The organism is Bacillus sp. FSL K6-6540 (genome assembly GCF_038007545.1).
Genome location: NZ_JBBOXH010000001.1, coordinates 5,571,029 through 5,591,378, shown reverse-complemented (window position 1 = coordinate 5,591,378; position 20,350 = coordinate 5,571,029). Strand labels below are relative to the sequence as shown.

The window sequence follows — 20,350 nt, the reverse complement described above, 5'->3', positions numbered from 1 at the left end:
TAACTATGACTTCTATAGATTTAGAACTGATGAAATGAAAAGGGGAAAACAGATGAGAAATTCATGGAAAATTTATATTCTGGCTATTGTCAGCTTTTTAGTCGGAACTTCGGAGTTTGTGATTACTGGCATTTTGGATATGCTTGCAAGCGATATTGGAGTGTCGGTAGTAGCGGCCGGGCAGTTGATTACGGTCTACTCGCTTGCTTATGCCATTGGTACCCCGATTCTTATTGCACTCACGGCAAAAATGGATCGAAGAAAGCTTATGCTATCGGCTTTGGGATTATTTTTTGTAGGGAACTTGATCACTGTCACAACTACAGGCTACGGCATGCTGCTCGGAGCAAGAATTATTTTGGCGATCAGCACGGGGGTATTTATGGTCGTCGCCATGACGGTTGCCGCCAAAATGTCTCATCCTGGAAAACAGGGCAGCGCTATCGCCACGGTTCTAGTGGGCTTTAACCTCGCACTTATTCTAGGGGTCCCGCTTGGGAGGATCATTGCGGGCTCACATGATTGGAAAATCATCTTTACGGGAGTCGGGGCCCTAAGCTTGGTCGCGATGGTGGTCCTTTTGCTTACGATTCCGAAATCGGAAGGAGAGGCTCCCGTTCCTATTCGGGAACAGCTCGCCTTATTAAAAAGCCCCCGAATCGCTGTCGCGCTTTCCATCAGTTTTTTCTGGATATTGGGCTATACGATGCTGTACACCTATATAACGCCGTTTCTTCTGGACATTACGGGGATGAGCGAAGGGATGATAAACGTCGGGTTGTTTGCGTTTGGGCTGGCCAGTCTCATAGGCTCCCAAGCTGGCGGCTACGGTGCAGATAAATGGGGTATCCCCCGTACGATGATTGGGGGTCTGCTCTTTCACTCCGGAATATTATTGTTACTGACTGCGTTCTCCCACTCGTCCATGTTCGTGTTGCCTTTGCTTATGTTATGGTCCTTTTTTGCTTGGTCGATGGGGCCGGTTCAACAGGTTTATTTAATCGGCATGGCTCCTCAGGCTTCGGGGATCGTCCTGAGTTTGAACAATTCTATCGTGCAGTTGGGAATGGCCGTAGGGGCTGTAATTGGGGGTATCGTTGTAGAAAGCATCTCTCTTGCAGCAGTTGGTTGGTTTGGCGGAGTTGGCGTCGCAATGGCACTCATCCCGGCTATTATTTCTTTATCCATGCTTCGCCGATCTGCAACGGCGGAACGAAACAGAGCGTAAAGTACCTTCTTTCTCAGAAATGAAAATACCGCCTAAGCGTTGTTGAATAACGCTTGAGCGGTATTTTCATACTCATGGAGAACATTGCGTTTTTTTGAGTGCAGCGTACCGTGATTTTAGTTCATTCAGCAGCCCCAAATACAAGTTCACCCAGTGGGAAGGCAGTTACACCCCTCAAACGAATTTCTACACGGTAATGTCTCCGCACCAGCGAATAATTCCTTCTTTTATGGTTTGAATTGGATTTGGATCGGATAGAGAAATCGCCCAGGCAATATGTCCATCCGGCCGAATAAGTGCTGTGTGGACGTCGTTCCAATCCGCGTCTGCCTCAACCAAAGATGCATGTACAACTTGAAGGTTGCTATACGTCTCCCATTGACCGCTATGCTGTTCATTAGAATGGAAATGCAACAGAAGAAAAGTACCTTTGTGTAGTAACGGATAGGAGTTAATCAAGTGCCCGTCTTTCAGCTTTAAGCTTAGATCCTTGAAACGTTTCCCGTTTAAAGGATGGGAAGGCGCTTCGGCGTCAGGAGCATAATGTACATCCATTGCGGAAATTTGTGCAGCGATTTGATAATTAGCCTCCGGTATTTGAATCAGATCAGACAGCATGCTTCGCAGTTCCGTGATGGGAGGAGTCACGTCCAGAAGCAGGGTTTGGACCTCGGTATTCCGGAGCAAGGCCGTATTCCATGGAAAACGTTCGGCATGATAACTGTCCAATAGCCAGTCCGGAGCCCAGCCTTTGATTGCTCCTGCAAGCTTCCAGCCTAAGTTCATCGCTTCTTGTAAGCCGACGTTCATTCCCTGTCCACCAGCGGGAAAATGAATGTGCGCCGAATCTCCCGCCAAGAACAATCGACCATTCCGATAGCGTCCCGCTTGCCGCGTAGCATTTCCGAAACGGGACATCCATTTCACATCGTTCAATCCCAAGTCGCTTCCGGTCGTACGGATGAGCGATGAACGAAACTCTTCCAATGTAACGGTCTCATCCTTAGAGATGTTACGTCTCTCCATATCGATCATCAAGACTCGATAGATATGATCATTGATTGGCATGATGCTGACCAATCCTTTTTCTGTAATCCGGGATATGACACTCATAGGAGCCAAATCAGATAGAACGGCATCCCCCAGAATAGCCGTGAAGGTCGCATCTGTACCTTCAAAGGATATATTTGCATGTTTGCGAACCAAACTTCTAGCTCCATCCGTGCCTACCACATAAGCTGATCTTAACGTTGTTTCGCCACGAGGTCCCGCGATCTTAACGTCAACCCCATCCTCATCCTGGTGCACAGATAGAGCCTCAGCCTCTCTCCAGACCTCTGCGCCAAGGCTAAGCGCCCATTCCTCCAGCACCTTCTCCGTCTCACTCTGCGGTAAAAAGAGGGTGTGATTGGAAGAGGAATCCAACACCGAGAAATCCAAAGGGGTATCTAATCCGGCAAAATGTCCTCTCAAAAGTAAGCGGCCTAGACTGATTAATTGTGATTTCAATCCACGCATATCTAATATTTCAAGGGTTCGCGGATGTACGGTAAGCGCACGTGAATATGGAGTTGTCTCTTTTAATCGCTCAATGACGCAGACCTTTACGCCGGCTAATGCCAATTCCCCAGCCAACATCATGCCGACAGGTCCGCCACCGATAAGGATGACTTCATATTTCATATAAATAACCTCTTTTCTTAAACATTATGGGAAGATCACGATAACGTCTATTTCGATAAGCCATTCAGGATCGGCTAGTGCTTGAACGCCTATATAGGTACTTGCTGTCTTCGGCCAGTGAGGGCCAAACACATAGAATCCTGCGTCAAAAATAATCGAAATCAATTCCGGGTTGTGGTTTACCACAAAAATATTCATTTTTACAATGTACAATGGATCCGCTCGCACGGCTTCCAATGCATACTTAAGATTGGTGAACACTTGAATCGCTTGCGCGTAATAGTCCCCTGAACCGACCAATGCTCCTGTTTCATCTACAGAAACCTGACCTGAGATGAAGGCCAGTTTGGAGGCATTAGTCACCACGACATGAGAAATTACAGATGTAACCTTATTCGTCAATGTCTTCGGATTCACGATTTCCATAGGCAGGTATGCTCCATTTCCATATTTATAAAGCTTCTCTTGAAAAGTGGATAAGTGTTTCCGGCGACCTCCTTCATCAATTATTGTTTCGTTAGAACCTTTTTTATTGCTTGTTAAAACAAGTGTGATGAAATTACATACAATATTATTGTTTCATATGAAACAATAATATTGTACTTTGTCACTCATTGCCCTGTCAATCCCAAGCGCAATATGAGTATGCACGTTTGTTTCTCAGAGAACAATCTATGATATAATAAAACAAATAAGTCGAGGAGCCAGCATAATCATGGATACTGCCAGTAAGAACAAAACCGCAATTCATGAATTTTTCGTTCAGTTTCTTGAGCAAAAAGAGCAATATGAAACCCAAATAACTGCCACATACCTGGAGGATATCCGGAAGCATATTGAATCGGAATTCAGCTTGAATATGACGGAACTGCACACCATTGCGTGCATCGGAGAGCAGGAGCCGATCAATCTCACTTCCATCGCGGAGAGAATAAATTTAAGTAAAGGAAATACCTCCAAGATCGCAAATAAATTACTCAAGGCAGGTTGGGTGCGAAAAGCCCAGTTCAACGACAACAAAAAGGAAGTGTATTTTCGGCTAACGCCTGTCGGCAAAAAGCTATTTGCCGCTCATGATGAGCTTCATGCGAAGGAAAAGCAAAGAATGTACGAATTTTTGGAAAGATATAATGAAAGCGAGCTCGAATTTATTAAACGGCTGTTTGGAGATATGGTTGACTTCTATCGCTAAACGTACCTCAACAAACCGTACATGAATACGCCGCCTTTTAGAAGGCAAGAAGCGATCCGGCCAAACGAGGCGGGAGATGGGGCCTCCGCCTTCAAAGGATCCCCGATCCGAATAGATGGGGGAATGGTACCGACAATCTTTTAATTTTTTGCGTGCTGATCAGAAAAAGAGAGTGAGCTCCCTCACAGGCATTGGGCCGGCGGGGGAGCTCGCTGTCTTTCTCTAGAGCTTTATTTGGATTCAATTCGACCAATTGAATGGGTCGTCTCGGACAAAGTCTGTTTCACTGCCGACCAGTTGGTTTGCTCAATATCGAGTACATGTCGAAGGTACGCCCATGTAACCTTCTGGATCAGGGCAACTCGTTCTGGGTTTTCGTCTGTTGTTTCTTTAACCTCGTAACCAGCGATCCCTCCAAGTGAGTGTTCTGCACCAAAAAGGGTGAGCAGGCTCTCGGCTCCCGGGCTGAGGAAGTAAGGGTCGGTCATCCAATCCGGCCCGCGAACGGTCAGCTGATATTTGTTAGGAGTGTCGTCCTGATCCCCGACGACCACGAGGGTGGGCTTGGTCATGTGCTCGAAGCTCACGTTCAGATGCGGCATCTTCTCGGCAGCGAACGGTGTCAGGCTGTCCCCACCTTGCCCAGCGGTGGCGAATAGCACGCCTGCTTTGATGCGCGAGTCGGACAGGTCCTCTTCCTTCTTAGTCTCGGGGTTGAGGACTCGCAATCCTAACAGGTTGCCCGCCGTCTGGCCGCCGAAGGAGTGTCCGGCTGTGGCGATGCGGCTTCGGTCAAGGCGCCCGCTGAGGCCGGGAACGGCAGATTCCAGGAAATCAAGCTGATCAAGGATGCGCTTCATGTCTTCCACTCGGAAACGCCATATCTGTGGTGTGCGTGGATCGTCCTGAGGGAGACCCAATGTCCTTGAGTCGAGATGGGTAGGTTGAATGACTACGAAGCCGTGTGCAGCCCAGAAGTCAACCAAGGGGACGTAACCCTCCAACGATGAGCCAGAACCGTGTGAGAAAACAATAATAGGTAAGTTACGACCGGTCGTCGGCGCGGAGACTCTCACTTGCAGATTCTCGCCACGGCCTGGGGCTGGAAGCACTATCGGCTTCACCGAGACGACTGGAGAGGGTGCGGTAATCTTTAGTTCCATAATTAATGTTCCTGCCCTTCTTAAGATAGATTTTTGCCGGGAGTTTTCTCCCTGTCAGATCCCATAATAAAAGTTGGAGTCGAATCCAAGTCAAGGGGCGAAAACAAAAAAGTTGATTAAGGATAAATGATGGAAATAAGTTTGACTTGGAGTATGCTCCAAGATGTATAATGCTCAAAACGGCAATTTAGGGAGGAGTCATAATGGAAGAACAAACTTTTACGATCAAGCAAGTCGCCAAGCAAACCGGTATTTCCGAGGATACAATCCGCTATTACGAAAAGATCATGCTGCTGCCTCAGGCAGAACGGAAGGAAAACAGGCATCGCTTTTATCGAAGAGAGGACATTTATAGGATCAAGCAAATAACCTGCCTCAAAAAAACGGGAATGTCGCTCGAGGCTATGCGGCCATTTTTGGCTGCCTCAGTCGACTCCGATTCCGTTAATTATCCTGAACTGGTGGATCAATTAAGAAGTCAACGTGAACATATTATGATTCAAATTTCCTCGCTTCAGCAGATCGTTGATTTTATTGACATAAAGCTGAAAGAAGGTAGGCCCAATAATTAAAGCTCGATGCGGGCTTTTTTATACACGAGTTGTAATCAACGCAGTTACAACTGTGGCGGTTACAACAAAACAAATATTGGAGGTAATCGGAAGAGCGTTCCCGACATTCGAGCGGTATGCGACTTTTCGAGGTGGCGGATGATATCCTGGATACCTGTGGTGCTCCCGGAGATGCCATGCTTCAGCATGACAAGTATCGGGAACATTAAGCAAACGGGTAATCCATAACGACGATTCCTTCAACAAACGGACCAATGGATTGCAATAAACTTTGATGCAGGGGGTGCTGAATATAATCCCGGCAAGCCTGTTGATCCTCGAAAGTGACTCTGATTCCCAACGTAAACCCCTGCATATGCTCTATTTCCTCCGTAACGTTAATCCCGGCGCTAAGCTCCACAATCCCCGGTATGTTCCCTTTAAAGTCATATGCGCGCTTTATTGCACTTTCTTTTACTTCAATAGAAACATCGGGCTTGAATTTCAATAGCACGATATGCTCAAACATCTTACTCCCTCCTAGGTTTCTGTTTATTTTTGACTTTGGAGCTGCTTCAATTGGGAGAGCTCCTTCATCCATTTCACGAAATTGTCGGTAACAAGATCAAGGTACTGAACGGTAGGTTCATCGGTCAGCACACCCTTCTCGTTAAACTTCTCATGAACAAGACCAATGTACACTTCATTTCCAGGCAACAGCGGCGAGGAAATACCGGATGCGAACAGAATATCACGCAGATGGCCCTGCGCTTTGACCGATCCCAACAATCCCATGGAAGATCCGGCGATCCATGAGGGCTTCCCGATCATGACTCGATCCACGCGGGATAACCAGTCAATCGCGTTCGCCATGACGCCGGGAATAGTCGAATTATATTCCGGAGTGATCCACAACACCGCGTCGGCAGCAGCGACTTGCGCCTTAAAATCGATAACCGGCTGCGGCGGAATAGACTCGATATCCTGATCGTAAAAGGGGAGATCCCGAATGCTCAGCACATCCAATTGAAAAAGATGCTGATAACGGTTTTGAATATAACGGGCTAGCTTCTGGTTGTATGAATCTTTGCGAATGCTTCCGACAATGGCGGCTACTTTCATTTTCATCACCTCAATGATAGGGTCTGAATGGAGTTGAACAGGTGGGTCCGATCATCACTGTCTATCCATTCTTGCTTTTCCTCCTAGGGAGGACATAAACTAGTCTAAATGGACCCGAAGAGGCTAGGAAGAGATCTAGTTATCGTAGGATTGGGAATCCTACGTTCATGAATGGGTAGGAGGCATGGAGATCATGGCAAACAGATTGGACCGTTATGAGGAATTGTCCCGTTTTTTGCGTTCACGCCGTGAACGAATAACCCCCGAACAAGCAGGGGTGCCGGATTCCGGACGCAGACGAACACCCGGACTTCGCCGCAGCGAGGTAGCTCTGCTGGCAGACGTGGGATTGGATTGGTACACCTATTTGGAACAAGGGCGTCATATCAACGTATCCGCTGAGGTTCTTGATCGAATAGCGAAAGTGCTTCGGTTAGATGAATCGGAACGCAGGCATCTGTACCATCTTGCCCGTAAGCAATTTCCCTTGACCGGTACGAAGCAACCCTCTAAGGTAACGCCGGAACTTCAACGTTTTTTGGATAGCCAGAACCTTTCCCCTACGAATGTCATGGATGCGCGCATGAACATCATTGCCTGGAATGATGCCTACTGCGCAATAAATGGGAATCTCGCGGTTATGTCGGAAAGGGAGCGGAATTTGGTATGGATGACCTTTACTTCTCCCCGTTTCCGCTATCTAAAGGGAGACCAATGGGAACAGCATGCCAGGCGAATCGTTGCTAATTTTCATGCCGGGTATGCTCGTCACGTCGACGATCCTTGGTGGTGCGTGCAGTTCGAGGCGCTTTCACAGGCTAGCAGGGAGTTTCGAGAATTTTGGGATTCCCACGAGGTTCTCGATGCTATTGATGCTCCTAAGACGCTACATTGTCCGAATCTCGGGATCTTGAATTTTGATCTCGTTTCATTTCATTACTTGAACGATTCCAATTTGACCGTTTCCATTCATGTTCCTCATCCAGATGGCACGGTGGATAAGATGCAGCAACTGTTAATCGATTATCAGAGCCAGCATTCAGAGCAGCTTGAATCTTCTCCAAGAGTTTAGTATAGGAAGGCAATCAGAACTGTTATTAGGCATGAATCAAGACATCCGAGCGGATGTCTTTTAATTTTGTTCTATAGGTGAAACGGAGAACTGTATCATAAGTAACGGCAAGTTTTAAAAATGCTCCCCTTTAAGTAAGCCGGTTTAATAAATAAACCGGCTACTTCAGAGGAGCATATCAGTTGCCGTGGCTGTCGAATTCTTTGGTGTCCTTTAAAATGGTTTTACCACATCATCTGAATCAGTGGAGTAAGCCAGCTCTTTCTGTGCTTCCAGAGCGGCGAGTCTGTCCAGCAGGGCTGCCCGGATTTGCTCATAGGCGTCACTGCCCAACGCCATACGTATCGGACCCTCTCCCTGGTCGACTCGGCGGATAATCTGCTGCGCCATTTTATCCGGATCGCCGACAACCATTTGAGTGAACATGCTCATATCTATACCAGGCAGTTCTCCCTTCATCAGGCTAACGAATTGGCCCGCCTCCGTATCCCGGTATTCGTCCATCCGCTCGCCGAATACGGCGTTGCTTGTAATGAAATTCGTTCGGATTCCGCCGGGCTCCACCATAGTGGTCTTAATATTGAACAGAGCCACTTCCTTAGCTAGCGCTTCAAAGGCTCCTTCGACCGCCCATTTCGAAGAGCAATACAGTCCCATACCCGGAATAGAATAATGACCCGCCATACTCGAAATCTGTACCATGTGACCGCCGCCCTGCTTACGGAAAAAGGGCAGGACTGCACGCGCTGCACGCAGGGAGCCTAGCACATTGGTCATAAACTGATGCTCAATTTGCCTGTCGCTTGCTTCTTCCACTGCGCCATACAAGCCATAGGCTGCATTATTGACAAACACATCGATCGTGCCCAGTTCTAAAAATGCACGTTCCACCACTTCAGCAATTTGCTGAGAGTTTGTCAGATCTAAATTAGCCTGCCAAAGCCCAGAGCCATACTGTGCCTGCAGATCATCTAGCACCCCCGGCTTGCGTACCGTTGCAGCTACACGGTCCCCCCTATCAAGCAACCGGCGAGTTATACGTGAAGCCAAGCCTCCTGACGCTCCTGTAATGAACCATGTTTGCATACTAAATACCCTCCAATCGTTGTCTTCCACTGAATCATACAAGCAACTGGAGGGTGCTAGCCACAGCACGTCTATTCTATTAACGGGAGTAACAGTCTACGGTAGCTGCCTGTCCTGCTCAAGTAAACGCAATAATCTCTCCTCCGTGCCTGAACCGGGCACCGGAACAAAGAAACACCAGTGCAGTCCCGGGTCATTATCGATTACAGCCGCGGAATGGAGCTCGAACTCCATCTCCTGTGCGTCAGGAACACGGAATAAAGCGGTGGCTACGCGTTTTTGTTTGATTTCATATAGCTCCCAGAAATGTACGAACTCCACGCTTTCCCGCGTCAAGCGTTCAAACCGTTCCATATATAACGGGTTGTTCTTGTAAAGATCGAAGCCTGCCCGCAGAACGGCTACAGAATAACGGGCAGCGCCTTCCCAATTCACCAGTCTGTTGCGGTAATCCGGCTTTAAAAACATAATGTCCATCATATTCCGTTCGTTGTCCGGCAGACTGCCGAAATCGGCTACGATCAGTTCAGCCGCCCGATTCCAAGCGATAACATCCGTACCTTCGTCTGTGATAAAAGAAGGATAATGCAGTTGATTTACGATTTTCTGCAGAACTCCCGTATCCGGCCCACCGTTATTTGGCACTGTGACGACGCTCGCCACATCTACATTGGCCAGATCGAATAGATGCTTCTGCTCGTCTTCGTCAAGCTGAAGCGCTTTGCTGATACTTAGCAGCACTTCCGGCGAAGGATTAACCTCCTTGCCTTGCTCCAGCCAGGCATAGTAAGTCACGCTTATATTGGCAAGATAAGAGACTTCTTCTCTTCGAAGTCCCGGAGTGCGTCTTCGTCCGGGCAGCGGCTGAATCCCGGCCTCTGAAGGCTGCAACCGTTCTCTGCGCGATTTAAGGAAGTCACCCAATGCGGATGAGGAACGATTCATTTTTAAGTGGGTCACCTCTATTTACTCATATGGAAGATACATATCGCTATTAACCAAATAGACCAAAAGCACTCTATACATGATTATTATAGTCTCTGTTGAATGCCGTTTCTACAAAAGAGAACCATAACGAGTACCGAGGCTGTTAATCCCGCTGAATTGTTCTAATGTGCATCCGGTTTGAATCGCGAGGGAGACCGTATTGATATTAGCAGTCAAATCAACTTTAGACATGATTTGTCCTCCTATAATCTCTAAAGTTGTTGGATCGTAAACCAACTTGAACATAACGGTCGTCTCCGGAGAAAACAGGGGCGTCTCTTGGTCCAAGTAAACGGATTTTATTTCAATGCCTAACGATTGTTGATCATGTGGTGTTGCCGGCATTTTTATATTTTTCGAAACCGTGAATTCTCATCTGGAGCATGAATGGGTTAAACTTAACGGGTACAAGAGCTCAATAATCATAAAGCAGCATAGTATTCATTCGGTTTGAAAAAAAGTCGAGTCTGTGCTATTATCAGAAAAATCCAAACATAGCGAAGAAGAGAAGGCTATGCAATAGCGTTTATGTCCAGAGAGCGGAGGGTTTGCTGAAACCTCCGTCGTAACGCATGTATAGTGTCGTCTCGGAGCTGTTGACCGAACGCGGAAGGCGTGATAACACGCCCGCAAGTAGGATCAACCGGCCTGGCATCCGTTAACATGCTGCAGGTAAAGCATCGGCTTTACCTCATGAGACTGCAATTGCGAGATTGCAGTAAACTTGGGTGGTACCGCGATTCCCCTTTCGTCCCAAGGCTTCTAGCATTTGCTATGAGCCTTGGGAAGGAAGGGGTTATTTGTTTAATACCAACAGGCGATGAAGAGAAAGCCGGCAAGGGCGGTTATGCCCAGAGAGCAGAGGAAACGCTGAAACCTTTGCCTTAACCCTTTGTATGGTGTCGTCTCGGAGCTGTTAACCGAAAGCGCGGCTGGTCTCTTTCCGCGCCCGCAAGTAGGCTTAACCGAAATGGTGCTCGTTAACGCGCCGCAGGTAAGGCATCGGCCTTACCTCATGAGGCTGCATTCGCGAGGGTGGCAGCGAACTTGGGTGGTACCGCGAAAAATTCCCCTTTCGTCCCTGTATGAGCTGACCGCTGTCAGTTTGCTCAGGAGGAGAGGGGGTTTTATTTTGCAAAGGAGGCTGCCCAAGTGGAACAGCAATTAGGAATGACGAATGAAACAACGACGCCATCAGAGGAATATATCACCGGTTCGGAGGTGCTTTTGCGCGGCTTGCTGCAGGAAGGCGTAGAGTGCGTATTCGGTTATCCTGGAGGAAATGTGCTCTATATCTATGACGCGATGGTACATCAGCCAGATTTCAAGCATATCTTGACCCGGCACGAACAAGGCGCGATCCACGCGGCGGACGGCTATGCCAGGTCGACGGGGAAGGTTGGGGTATGCATCGCGACATCCGGTCCCGGAGCAACAAATCTGGTAACCGGCATCGCAACCGCCTATATGGATTCGGTGCCGCTGGTGGTCATAACGGGGAACGTATCTACGAATGTCATGGGCACGGATGCTTTTCAGGAAGCGGACATCATTAGCATCACGATGCCGATTACGAAGCACAGCTACATGGTTCGCGATGTACACGACCTTCCTCGCATCATTCATGAAGCGTTCTACATCGCGAACACGGGCCGCAAAGGTCCTGTCTTGATCGATATTCCCAAAGACGTGACCAACCAGCGGATGGCATATCGTCCAGCGGACACGGTTCGGTTGCGCGGATACCATGGAGCCCCGGAACCGAATCCGGCGGAAATGGATGCGCTGCTTCAGGCGATTGCAGAAGCGCGCAAGCCGGTTATTATCGCAGGCGGCGGCGTTGTCTATGCGAACTCCTCCCAGGAGCTGATCAAATTCGTCCACACTACGCGGATTCCGGTCGCGACCACTCTGCTCGGCCTCGGCGGGTTTCCGAGCGATGACGAGATGTGGCTGGGCATGCTCGGACATCATGGCGTATATGCGGCGAACATGGCGGTACAGAATGCGGATCTCATTATTTCGATCGGCTCGCGTTTCGATGACCGGGTCACGATGAAGCTGGACGGGTTTGCGCCTCAGGCCAAACGTATCGCCCATATCGATATCGATCCTGCGGAAATCGGCAAGAACGTCAAGACAGATCTCGCATGCATCGGCGATATTAAAAACGTGCTGGCTTATGCGAACACGAAAGCGCAAGCAGCCCAGACGGGCACCTGGCTTGAGCAGCTTCAAGAGTATAAGGTGCAGCATCCGCTTCGGTATACCGATTCGGATACAGTCATTAAGCCGCAATATGTGCTCGAGATGATTAGCGAGACGACGCAAGGAGAGGCAATCATCACCACCGATGTAGGCCAGCACCAAATGTGGACCGCGCAGTTTTACCGCTTCAAGCATCCTCGCTCGCTCATCACGTCGGGCGGTCTTGGCACGATGGGCTTTGGCTTCCCGGCCGCGATCGGCGCTAAAGTCGGAAATCCGGATCGTCTCGTCGTCTCGATCAACGGCGACGGGGGCATGCAGATGTGCGCGCAGGAGATGGCGATCTGCGCGATTCATCAGATTCCGGTCAAGATCGTGGTCTTGAACAACCAGGTGCTCGGCATGGTTAAGCAGCAGCAGGAATTGATGTACGAACGACGCTACAGCCAGATTGATCTGTCCGGCAGTCCGGACTTCGTCAAGCTAGCGGAAGCATACGGGATCAAGGGATTAAGGGCAACGAACAAGGATGAAGCATCCAAGGTCTGGTTAGAAGCGCTGCAGACGACAGGACCTGTGCTCGTCGAGTTCGTCATCCCGACCAACGAGAATGTGTACCCAATGGTGCTTGCCGGCACGCCGCTGGACCAAATGATTCTAGGGTACGACGAATAATTGCGCTGAAGAGATAAAAAATCGTTTAAAAGGAGCAAGGCATACTCTTGGCAACACTTGATGATTTTTTCAAATTAGATATCCGTATCGGTACTGTGCTTAAAGCGAATCATTTTCCATATATTCCAAATCCTGCAATGAAGTTGGAGATAGGTTTTGGTGAATGGGTCTTAAGCGTTGATGGCTTTGAATCTGAAGTACTGGTAATTGGAGGCATTCCAGAGGAGGGTGATGTTGTTCTTTTGTAGCCAGACGAACCAGTGAAAAATGGTACACCGATTGCTTAATACTTTTGTGGGATTAATTTAATAGGTAACGTTAGCGTTCAATGAAAAAGCGAAAGTCTAGGACATTATTTTCTCGTCCATGGCTGTCGCTTTTTCGATTTCAAGGGTCAACTAATGCTTTATTCACAAGGGCTATGATATGGAAATTTACAGTCGTTTTAATACTATCGCTGGTGCCGCGGAGCAGCGTGATTGTCTGTAGGCAATTACTGATTATGAACTGAAACTTTTATTCGTTGTTTAGTTTTAGCATCCGCCCCACATCTATCATGGAAGTTTACATTCGTTAAGGTGCTTATACTTCGTCTGTTCACGTTCAGCGTAACACTCAATTCTTATGGGAAGACGTCTAGCAATGTAGTCCACAACGGAATCGGATATGGATGCTTCACTTACGAAATGGCTTGCAAAATATGAACGATCTTCCTTTCCATATCGGAGTCGTCAATCATCTTCAGATATTCAGGTTTGAGCAATTGATACTGCTTCATGTAGTAGAAATCCATAATCGCTTGTTTCACAGTGATATCATACTGAATCGAAAATGACGGCTCGATAAAGCGTCGCAGAACAGCGTCATCTTGAACCATAAACAACACGGCATTCAATCTGTTGAAAATCTGTTGCTCCATACCGGATTCAAAAAAAGTTTGTAAGCTTTTATTCCGATTCTGCAGGGCAACGGACAGATTCTCAAAATGGTGTGGATAAAATTCCTTCAGATCTTGCAAGAACAAATCAGAGATATACGCGGCACACATCAAAGATTGTAAAAATGTTAATTGAAAACGATCCAAAAAAGAGACGGCATCGTCTTTCACAACGGTGTCAGCCTTCTTCGAATAATCAATGTAATAATCCACGACTTGTTCGATGATGTCGTCTTTGGAGGAAAAATGCTTATAGAGTGTCACTTTGCTGATATCCATATATTTTGCGAGATCGTCGACTTTCAGTTGGCTGAATTTTGTTTTTCTTATAATGGGTTTTATTTTTTCCACATAGGTATCTACACTCACAGCTTTTCTCACGGATAAGTACCTCCCTTTGTTGCCTATACAACATATTATAACAAATTTGCTGCCCTTTATGTATGAAATTAATTAAATGAACTAATTTAATTAATTTTGTTTACTTATTAAATTTACTGCTGTATAATCGCTCTTGTACCTAATCATCCGATTACGGATTATACAAAGGGAGGACGATTTAAATGGAATCATTCAGTAAGGGCAAATTTTCTGGAAAAAAGGTCGTGATCACGGGAGGTAGCAGCGGAATCGGCCTTGCGACGGCGAAATTGCTAGTGGATGAAGGCGCACACGTTCTGATTACTGGACTTACTCAGGCGACGCTGGATGCGGCTCGTGAACAACTCGGAAGTCACGCGATCGCGGTCTTAAGCGATGCCGCCTCATTGAAGGATATCGCCGCATTAGCCGATCGAGTGGAGGCTGAATTTGGAACCGTAGATGCCCTGTTCGTTAACGCTGGTGTCACGGGGTTTGTCCCTTTCGAAGCAATGACAGAAGAAAAGTACGACGAGATACTTACAATCAATGCCAAAGGACCGTACTTTACCGTGCAGAAACTCGCTCCGCTGTTAGGCTCAGGTAGCGGGGTAGTCCTTACCACCTCAATCGTGAACGTAGTGGGTCTCCCAATGCTCAGTGCTTACGCAGCTAGTAAGGCAGCGCTGCGCTCCATGACTCGAGGTCTGGCGCGCGAGTTATTACCTCGAAATATTCGCGTCAACGCAGTCAGTCCCGGCGTTATTGACACAGGTATCATGGAAAAGTCAATGCCTGAAGAAGCTGCCGAACAGACAAAGGCACAGATGAGACAGCAGATTCCAATGCTGCGTTTAGGCGATCCAGTTGAGGTAGCCAAGGCTGTTGCATTTCTAGCATTTGAGGCCACCTATACCACCGGAGCTGAGTTCCCTGTCGATGGAGGCGGCTCCCAGATTTAAGCTCCTCTGTTCGCACACCTGACTATGGGGCATAGGTTTTCCTCATGCCCCCCTGGCTTCTAGTGAATTTTATAGTTTAGGAGTTCGTTGTTTTCCTTGGAAGACCGTTCGAAATCACAGAACGCGAATTTACCAGAGCAAAATGGAGGGGAGATCACAATGGAGAATACCATGCGGACCATCCGGTTCCACGAATACGGAGAAGCAACTGATGTCTTATGCTTGGAGGAGGTGGCGATCCCAGAGCCAGGGCCGGGCCGCATTCGCGTGAGAGTACGCGCTTGCGGCTTAAATCCGGTTGACTGGGTGACGTGCAAAGGCCATTTTGCCGCTGAATTGCCCTTGCCTCGCGGAATCGGGCTGGACGTGGCCGGTATTGTAGACGCAATCGGAGAGGGCGTAACCGATGTTGCCATCGGCGATTCCGTTCTGGGTGGGGCAGATTTCATGAATGGATCGAGCGCCGGTGCGTCGGATCAAGCGATTATGTACTACTGGTTCCGAATGCCGGCCGGACTCGACTTTGTTCAAGCTGCAGCGTTGCCAATGGCAGTCGAAACCGCTTACCGTGGCATTGATACTCTTGGGGTGAAATCGGGTCAGACCGTACTCGTGCACGGAGCCGGCACCACGGTAGGGTTCGCCGCCGTTCAAATTGCCCTCATGCGCGGTGCCCGTGTGATCGCAACCGCTGGGCCCACCTACGCCGACAAGCTCCGCTCAATGGGGGCGTTGGTGACCTCGTACGGTGATGGAATGGTCGAACGAGTGACCGAACTGGCGAAACAGCCGGTTGACCTCGCCCTGGATACGGCGCCAAGCAGCGGTTCATTGAAAGATCTGGTCGAAATCGTCAACGGGCATCCCCAGCATGTCTTAACCGTCAGCGATTTCGCCGCAGCCGCTGAACTTGGCGTTCGCACCAGCTATGGAGAACTACATACCGCACGTTATGACGTTGTCGGCGACTTTGCCGGGTACGCAGCGGCCGGAAAGTTCACAATTCCGGTCGCGAAGACTTTCGAACTCGATGAATGGCGTTCAGCTGTTCAAATCAGCCAGAGCGGGGGTGCCCACGGCAAACTGATCCTCCTGCCCGACTCCGACTGATGAGCACATATAACCGATGAAATTCTAAATGAAGGAGGACATACATTGAGTAAGAACCAACGAGAACATATTGCACTGATTACAGGCGCAAGTAACGGAATCGGATTGGCGTTGACCCGGAAAATGCTGTCGGAGAACTGGCAGGTGGTTGCTTTGAACCGGTCGGATTTTCCAGCGGACGATAGATTCCTTCAAAATCATCTCAAGGACGGACGGCTCCGAGCCTATAAAGTGAAGGATCTCACCGATTATGACAGCTTGAGGCACTCTTTGGAAGAAATCAAAAGCAAGGAACAGCGGATCGATATTTTGTTTAACAACGCCGGAGGAGGCTTAAGTGAGCTGCGCTATTCGAAACAAGGCCGCGAATTGCATTATGAATTGTTGACGGTCGTTCCTTTTATTATTCTGATGGAATTGAAGGAACTGTTGAAGAACGGCAGCTTAAAAACGGTGATTAACACTTCGTCGCAGGTGTTTAGATTTACGAAGGAGTTTACGATCGAAAAATTGGAGCATCCCCAAACCTTCCGCAAAATGTATGGACCCTATGCGACTTCAAAGCTGGCTCTTTCGTTGTGGACCCAAGCCGTCGCACCGCAGCTTGCCAAGGAAGGCATCAAGATCCGCAGCGTTGACCCAGGCATTAACAATACGCTAAGAAAAGGAAAAGATTCCGGACTGACCGCAGGGTTTGAACTGTTTATGAAGTTTTTTTCCTCTCCGCCTACTCATGGAGCCAACCTATTATATGAGGGAGCTCTCGGCAAAAACCGCAAGGAGACCGGCGTGTTTCTGTTCAAAGATCGGATTGCGGACTTGAAATTTACAGAACATGCGCAGCGTGTGCTGGAAAAAATCTCCGATATATATAGCCTTGAATATCTTGGAGGGAATGTTCAAGTTAATGGCTGAGTTCCAGAAGTGCAAAGCGCCGGTAGGGTTGGAACGGCCGTTAACCTGCTTGCCAAGGGAGATGAAAGCAATTCGAATTAAGTAAATTATCAATTACGGTTGATATATCCACGGTGTCAGGAACGTCGATATCCTCGTCAACAGCATGGGCATCAATGAGATCATGGTCCTATTACGAAGTAGACGATGCGCTATGGGAGAAGTACTTCTGCACGAACTTTCTCGCCGCCAACGACGTAACCAAGTTTTATTTGTCTTCCATGCTGAGTCGCGAATACGGCCGTATTATCTTCATCGCGAGTGAGGAAGCCGTCATGACCTCCAGACAGATGCCTCAATACGGTGTGACCATATCCATGCCGGGAAACGTTAGTTTCATTAAAACACAACGAGGTTGCCGCGGAATAGATCGGGCAACCTCGTTAAACAATTGGACAGGATAGCTCAATATATGTGACATTAACGTGCTGATCATAAAAAGAGAGTGAGCTCTTTTAATTCAATTTATTGTTTTTTAGATTGGTCGTCGTATGGGCATCGATGCCACTTATTGAGTAATTTGTATGCTCAATCAATCCTCCCGAATATCGTGTTCAACAGATAACGAATCCCATACGCTCATCAAATGAGTTATGGCAGCTGCAATTTCCTCGTATGGAACACCGTCTCGGGCTTGTGTAGAAATCCCTCGTAAGAAGGTTTCAAATAACGTAATCACCATGGAGATATCCGTGGATCCTGGCAACTCCCCGTTGGCTATGGCTCGTTCTATACAATCTTTGATCCACCCCCGGACTCTCTTTCTTTCCTTTGACAGAAGGTCTTGGATATGTTGTTGCTCAGGAGAACAGTTAACTGTGGACAAAACCAACAGACAACCTAAAGGGTGAGTGTTCTCTGTCTGGAACCGAGCTGCTTCTAGCAATCCCATTTCCATGGCTGCTCTCGACGTTATGTTTGTATTTTTGAAAGTTTCCGAAGCATGTCCATACATCGATATGTAGCGATCAATCACTTCACGGAACAGTTCTTCTTTTGACTTAAACGCTGCGTAAAAACTTGCAGATGATATATCTCCCATTGCTGCCTTTAACTGAGCCAGTGAAGTGGATTCAAAGCCATATTCCCAGAAAAGAATCATGGCGGCGGCAACCGCCTCGTCACGATTAAATGTACGTGGACGTCCTGTTCGCGGCATAAGATGACCTCCTTTATTAATTTTATACTAATCGATCCAGAAATCCTTGACAAGAATTGAGCTGTTTGAAGATAATATATGGAATGAATAGTCTGTAATTCGAATTGGCTGAAGAGAGACAATTTGCTTTTACACAATCTTTTCTAAAAAGGATGTGTCGACAGATGATAAACTTTAGAGACAAAGAATATCGCTGTACCTCGGAAATTGTACTCGGCTTAATCAGTGGGAAATGGAAGATATCCATTTTAAACCGCTTAGCAAAAGGTCCAGTACGGTACAATGAGCTGCGACGGGAACTTCCTGAAGCAACCCAACGCATGGTTACGATGCAGCTAAGAATGCTAGAAAGCGACGGACTTATTATTCGCAAGGTTTATCCAGCTTCACCGCCAAAAGTGGAATATTGCTTGTCTCGGCTAGGCGAACAACTGGCCCCTATGCTCACGATGTTATGCGATTTTGGAACCGACTATATCGAAAGCTTTCCCGATGAAGTATTGTACACAAATCACAAGAATGCATAAAAAAGCTACAATCTGTCCATTTACCATTAATCTTGCCTTGATCGGGCTGCTCTTGACACTCGAAAAGCAGGAGGTACTTTTCTCAATTACCTCCTGCTTTTATATGTCTTAATTATATATTTCCTTCGTATTGCTCATGCAGTGCATTATTCTCTTTAGTCGTACTGACAGTTCCTTGCTTCAAACGATAGTTGACCCATGCCAACACTGCTGCGAGTACGGCCACAATCCCACCAGACCATGATAGATCAATAAGCTTCATGTTTGTAGTGATAATTCCACCTAAAGCGGATCCGATCGCAATGCCAACATTGTTGGCAACGGAGGTTAAGGACGAGGCTAAGTCTCTTGCCTCCGGAACATGCTCATCAGCAAAATCAATGAAGTACAACTGCATTGTCGAGTTCATAAGATAAACAACGAGAGCCATGAATGAGATGCTGACGAGTCCCCCAACAAGAGAATCGGAAGTAAAATAAAGTGACACTAAGATGACGGCTTGAGCCAGAAGCACATAGCGCATTTTTTTCATCCCATCACCGACAGCCAGCTTTCCTCCGATTAGCGTGCTGAAAATAGACACAACACCATACAGTAAAAAGATGAGACTAATATAACGAGCTGGAACAAAAAGTACATCCTGAAGCAAAGGAGCTAAATACGTATAGATGCTATAAGTAGCTGCTATACTTAACATCATAATGGCAAAAGCAAGCACAATTCTGGGATAAGCGAGCAATCTGAGTTGTTTTGTGAGTGAACTGTGTTTTCCTTTTAGTCCTCTAGGAATGGTTGCGATGCTTGCTATCAAAGAAATGATTCCCAACAATGTGGTAAACCAGTAGGCCAAATGCCATCCGCCCCATTGTCCGATAAAAGTGCCAAGGGGTACGCCAAGGACGCTAGCCACAGTGAAACCAGTAAAGATGATGGAGATCACCGGCCCTCTTTTTTCCGGAGGCATGACTTCACTTGCTACTGACATCGCGAGTGCAATCAAGACGCCGGTAACCACGGCCGTGATTATTCTGGACACCAGAAGCATTCCATACGATCCTGATAAAGCCGTGACGATATTCCCAACTATAAATATGCTGAGCAAGACAAGGATGAGCGGGAATTTGGAAAAACGGCTGAATAATGCTGTGAAGACCGGGGTCCCTATAGCAAAGGTAAGCGCAAAAGCCGTCACCAGAAAGCCTGCAGTCGATATGGCGATTTTCATATCTGCGGCAACTTCAGATAATAATCCGACCATCAAAAACTCACTGGTCCCCAGAATAAAGGTCAATAAAAATAAATTCATTGTCAAAAACTTTTGTTGTCTGGTCAATATAGATTCTTCCTTTCTATCCAAAATGGACGGTGGATGTC

Annotated in this window: 19 protein-coding genes and 4 pseudogenes; 12 read left to right on the top strand and 11 right to left on the bottom strand. The window is 47.6% G+C overall.

What is annotated here, in order from left to right:
- Nucleotides 1-52 precede the first annotated feature (52 nt).
- Nucleotides 53-1,228, top strand: coding sequence for an MFS transporter (locus MHH82_RS24770; protein WP_340968307.1), 1,176 nt, complete (start codon nt 53-55; stop codon nt 1,226-1,228).
- 186 nt (nt 1,229-1,414) lie between these two features.
- Here MHH82_RS24770 and MHH82_RS24765 read toward each other — a convergent pair whose 3' ends face one another.
- Together MHH82_RS24765 and MHH82_RS24760 are read right to left on the bottom strand one after the other, a co-directional pair.
- Nucleotides 1,415-2,911 carry a monooxygenase gene (locus tag MHH82_RS24765; RefSeq protein ID WP_340968306.1) on the bottom strand — a complete coding sequence of 499 codons (1,497 nt, stop codon included), beginning with the start codon at nt 2,909-2,911 and terminating at the stop codon, nt 1,415-1,417.
- A 24-nt stretch (nt 2,912-2,935) separates the two neighbouring features.
- A complete protein-coding gene (locus MHH82_RS24760) occupies nt 2,936-3,337 on the bottom strand; it encodes a RidA family protein (RefSeq protein WP_340968305.1) in 402 nt (133 codons plus the stop codon).
- A gap of 289 nt (nt 3,338-3,626) precedes the next feature.
- Here MHH82_RS24760 and MHH82_RS24755 point away from each other — a divergent pair, with 289 nt between their 5' ends.
- Together MHH82_RS24755 and MHH82_RS41700 are read left to right on the top strand one after the other, a co-directional pair.
- Nucleotides 3,627-4,103, top strand: a complete 477-nt coding sequence (locus tag MHH82_RS24755; RefSeq protein WP_015736961.1) for a MarR family transcriptional regulator — start codon at nt 3,627-3,629, stop codon at nt 4,101-4,103.
- Nucleotides 4,104-4,124: 21 nt separating this feature from the next.
- Nucleotides 4,125-4,247 (top strand): annotated as a pseudogene (locus MHH82_RS41700) (SDR family NAD(P)-dependent oxidoreductase); the annotation flags it as partial.
- Between the two features lie 86 nt (nt 4,248-4,333).
- Here the strand turns inward: MHH82_RS41700 and MHH82_RS24750 are convergent.
- Nucleotides 4,334-5,266 (bottom strand): alpha/beta hydrolase family protein, encoded by a 933-nt coding sequence (locus MHH82_RS24750; protein ID WP_340968303.1) that lies wholly within the window; start codon nt 5,264-5,266, stop codon nt 4,334-4,336.
- A 200-nt stretch (nt 5,267-5,466) separates the two neighbouring features.
- On the opposite strand from MHH82_RS24750, the pseudogene MHH82_RS24745 reads away from it, so the two are divergent.
- Nucleotides 5,467-5,826, top strand: a pseudogene (locus MHH82_RS24745) (MerR family transcriptional regulator); the annotation flags it as partial.
- Between the two features lie 217 nt (nt 5,827-6,043).
- Here the strand turns inward: MHH82_RS24745 and MHH82_RS24740 are convergent.
- Entirely contained in the window at nt 6,044-6,346 is a 303-nt protein-coding gene (locus MHH82_RS24740) for a Dabb family protein (protein WP_036659757.1), read from the bottom strand.
- A gap of 23 nt (nt 6,347-6,369) precedes the next feature.
- Nucleotides 6,370-6,939, bottom strand: a complete 570-nt coding sequence (locus MHH82_RS24735) for an NADPH-dependent FMN reductase (protein ID WP_036659755.1) — start codon at nt 6,937-6,939, stop codon at nt 6,370-6,372.
- Nucleotides 6,940-7,132: 193 nt separating this feature from the next.
- Between MHH82_RS24735 and MHH82_RS24730 the strand changes: the two genes are divergently transcribed.
- On the top strand, nt 7,133-8,011 hold the full coding sequence (locus MHH82_RS24730) for a helix-turn-helix transcriptional regulator (protein ID WP_036659753.1): 879 nt from the start codon (nt 7,133-7,135) through the stop codon (nt 8,009-8,011).
- A gap of 213 nt (nt 8,012-8,224) precedes the next feature.
- On the opposite strand, the gene MHH82_RS24725 is transcribed toward MHH82_RS24730, so the two are convergent.
- From MHH82_RS24725 to MHH82_RS24715, 3 genes are all read right to left on the bottom strand, one after another.
- Nucleotides 8,225-9,097, bottom strand: coding sequence for an SDR family oxidoreductase (locus MHH82_RS24725; protein ID WP_036659751.1), 873 nt, complete (start codon nt 9,095-9,097; stop codon nt 8,225-8,227).
- A gap of 96 nt (nt 9,098-9,193) precedes the next feature.
- Nucleotides 9,194-10,042 (bottom strand): helix-turn-helix domain-containing protein, encoded by an 849-nt coding sequence (locus MHH82_RS24720; RefSeq protein ID WP_036659748.1) that lies wholly within the window; start codon nt 10,040-10,042, stop codon nt 9,194-9,196.
- Between the two features lie 111 nt (nt 10,043-10,153).
- Nucleotides 10,154-10,429, bottom strand: a complete 276-nt coding sequence (locus MHH82_RS24715; protein WP_268745055.1) for a hypothetical protein — start codon at nt 10,427-10,429, stop codon at nt 10,154-10,156.
- Nucleotides 10,430-11,254: 825 nt separating this feature from the next.
- Here MHH82_RS24715 and ilvB point away from each other — a divergent pair.
- Both ilvB and MHH82_RS41695 read left to right on the top strand, forming a co-directional pair.
- Complete coding sequence (gene ilvB / locus MHH82_RS24710; protein ID WP_049788823.1) at nt 11,255-12,967, top strand: biosynthetic-type acetolactate synthase large subunit; 1,713 nt, start codon at nt 11,255-11,257, stop codon at nt 12,965-12,967.
- 182 nt (nt 12,968-13,149) lie between these two features.
- A pseudogene (locus MHH82_RS41695) lies at nt 13,150-13,215 on the top strand (tRNA-binding protein); the annotation flags it as partial.
- 431 nt (nt 13,216-13,646) lie between these two features.
- Here the strand turns inward: MHH82_RS41695 and MHH82_RS24700 are convergent.
- Nucleotides 13,647-14,285 (bottom strand): TetR/AcrR family transcriptional regulator, encoded by a 639-nt coding sequence (locus tag MHH82_RS24700; protein ID WP_015736952.1) that lies wholly within the window; start codon nt 14,283-14,285, stop codon nt 13,647-13,649.
- A 182-nt stretch (nt 14,286-14,467) separates the two neighbouring features.
- On the opposite strand from MHH82_RS24700, the gene MHH82_RS24695 reads away from it, so the two are divergent.
- The 4 genes and pseudogenes from MHH82_RS24695 to MHH82_RS24680 all read left to right on the top strand — a co-directional run.
- Complete coding sequence (locus MHH82_RS24695; protein WP_340968297.1) at nt 14,468-15,226, top strand: SDR family oxidoreductase; 759 nt, start codon at nt 14,468-14,470, stop codon at nt 15,224-15,226.
- A 159-nt stretch (nt 15,227-15,385) separates the two neighbouring features.
- Nucleotides 15,386-16,336 carry an NADP-dependent oxidoreductase gene (locus MHH82_RS24690; RefSeq protein WP_340968296.1) on the top strand — a complete coding sequence of 317 codons (951 nt, stop codon included), beginning with the start codon at nt 15,386-15,388 and terminating at the stop codon, nt 16,334-16,336.
- Nucleotides 16,337-16,381: 45 nt separating this feature from the next.
- Nucleotides 16,382-17,251, top strand: a complete 870-nt coding sequence (locus tag MHH82_RS24685; protein ID WP_340968295.1) for an SDR family NAD(P)-dependent oxidoreductase — start codon at nt 16,382-16,384, stop codon at nt 17,249-17,251.
- 121 nt (nt 17,252-17,372) lie between these two features.
- Nucleotides 17,373-17,610, top strand: a pseudogene (locus tag MHH82_RS24680) (SDR family oxidoreductase); the annotation flags it as partial.
- Nucleotides 17,611-17,822: 212 nt separating this feature from the next.
- Here MHH82_RS24680 and MHH82_RS24675 read toward each other — a convergent pair.
- Entirely contained in the window at nt 17,823-18,449 is a 627-nt protein-coding gene (locus tag MHH82_RS24675; RefSeq protein WP_015736948.1) for a TetR/AcrR family transcriptional regulator, read from the bottom strand.
- A gap of 164 nt (nt 18,450-18,613) precedes the next feature.
- On the opposite strand from MHH82_RS24675, the gene MHH82_RS24670 reads away from it, so the two are divergent.
- Entirely contained in the window at nt 18,614-18,976 is a 363-nt protein-coding gene (locus MHH82_RS24670; RefSeq protein WP_036659734.1) for a winged helix-turn-helix transcriptional regulator, read from the top strand.
- A gap of 112 nt (nt 18,977-19,088) precedes the next feature.
- Here the strand turns inward: MHH82_RS24670 and MHH82_RS24665 are convergent, their stop codons facing one another.
- Nucleotides 19,089-20,309 (bottom strand): MFS transporter, encoded by a 1,221-nt coding sequence (locus MHH82_RS24665; RefSeq protein ID WP_340968293.1) that lies wholly within the window; start codon nt 20,307-20,309, stop codon nt 19,089-19,091.
- Nucleotides 20,310-20,350: the final 41 nt, after the last annotated feature.

Bases quoted from the DNA above. Each gene is read 5' to 3' on its own strand.
- MHH82_RS24770 (WP_340968307.1), top strand. From the start codon at position 53: ATGAGAAATTCATGGAAAATTTATATTCTGGCTATTGTCAGCTTTTTA.
- MHH82_RS24765 (WP_340968306.1), bottom strand. From the start codon at position 2,911: ATGAAATATGAAGTCATCCTTATCGGTGGCGGACCTGTCGGCATGATG.
- MHH82_RS24760 (WP_340968305.1), bottom strand. From the start codon at position 3,337: ATGGAAATCGTGAATCCGAAGACATTGACGAATAAGGTTACATCTGTA.
- MHH82_RS24755 (WP_015736961.1), top strand. From the start codon at position 3,627: ATGGATACTGCCAGTAAGAACAAAACCGCAATTCATGAATTTTTCGTT.
- MHH82_RS24750 (WP_340968303.1), bottom strand. From the start codon at position 5,266: ATGGAACTAAAGATTACCGCACCCTCTCCAGTCGTCTCGGTGAAGCCG.
- MHH82_RS24740 (WP_036659757.1), bottom strand. From the start codon at position 6,346: ATGTTTGAGCATATCGTGCTATTGAAATTCAAGCCCGATGTTTCTATT.
- MHH82_RS24735 (WP_036659755.1), bottom strand. From the start codon at position 6,939: ATGAAAGTAGCCGCCATTGTCGGAAGCATTCGCAAAGATTCATACAAC.
- MHH82_RS24730 (WP_036659753.1), top strand. From the start codon at position 7,133: ATGGCAAACAGATTGGACCGTTATGAGGAATTGTCCCGTTTTTTGCGT.
- MHH82_RS24725 (WP_036659751.1), bottom strand. From the start codon at position 9,097: ATGCAAACATGGTTCATTACAGGAGCGTCAGGAGGCTTGGCTTCACGT.
- MHH82_RS24720 (WP_036659748.1), bottom strand. From the start codon at position 10,042: ATGAATCGTTCCTCATCCGCATTGGGTGACTTCCTTAAATCGCGCAGA.
- MHH82_RS24715 (WP_268745055.1), bottom strand. From the start codon at position 10,429: ATGCCGGCAACACCACATGATCAACAATCGTTAGGCATTGAAATAAAA.
- ilvB (WP_049788823.1), top strand. From the start codon at position 11,255: ATGACGAATGAAACAACGACGCCATCAGAGGAATATATCACCGGTTCG.
- MHH82_RS24695 (WP_340968297.1), top strand. From the start codon at position 14,468: ATGGAATCATTCAGTAAGGGCAAATTTTCTGGAAAAAAGGTCGTGATC.
- MHH82_RS24690 (WP_340968296.1), top strand. From the start codon at position 15,386: ATGGAGAATACCATGCGGACCATCCGGTTCCACGAATACGGAGAAGCA.
- MHH82_RS24675 (WP_015736948.1), bottom strand. From the start codon at position 18,449: ATGCCGCGAACAGGACGTCCACGTACATTTAATCGTGACGAGGCGGTT.
- MHH82_RS24670 (WP_036659734.1), top strand. From the start codon at position 18,614: ATGATAAACTTTAGAGACAAAGAATATCGCTGTACCTCGGAAATTGTA.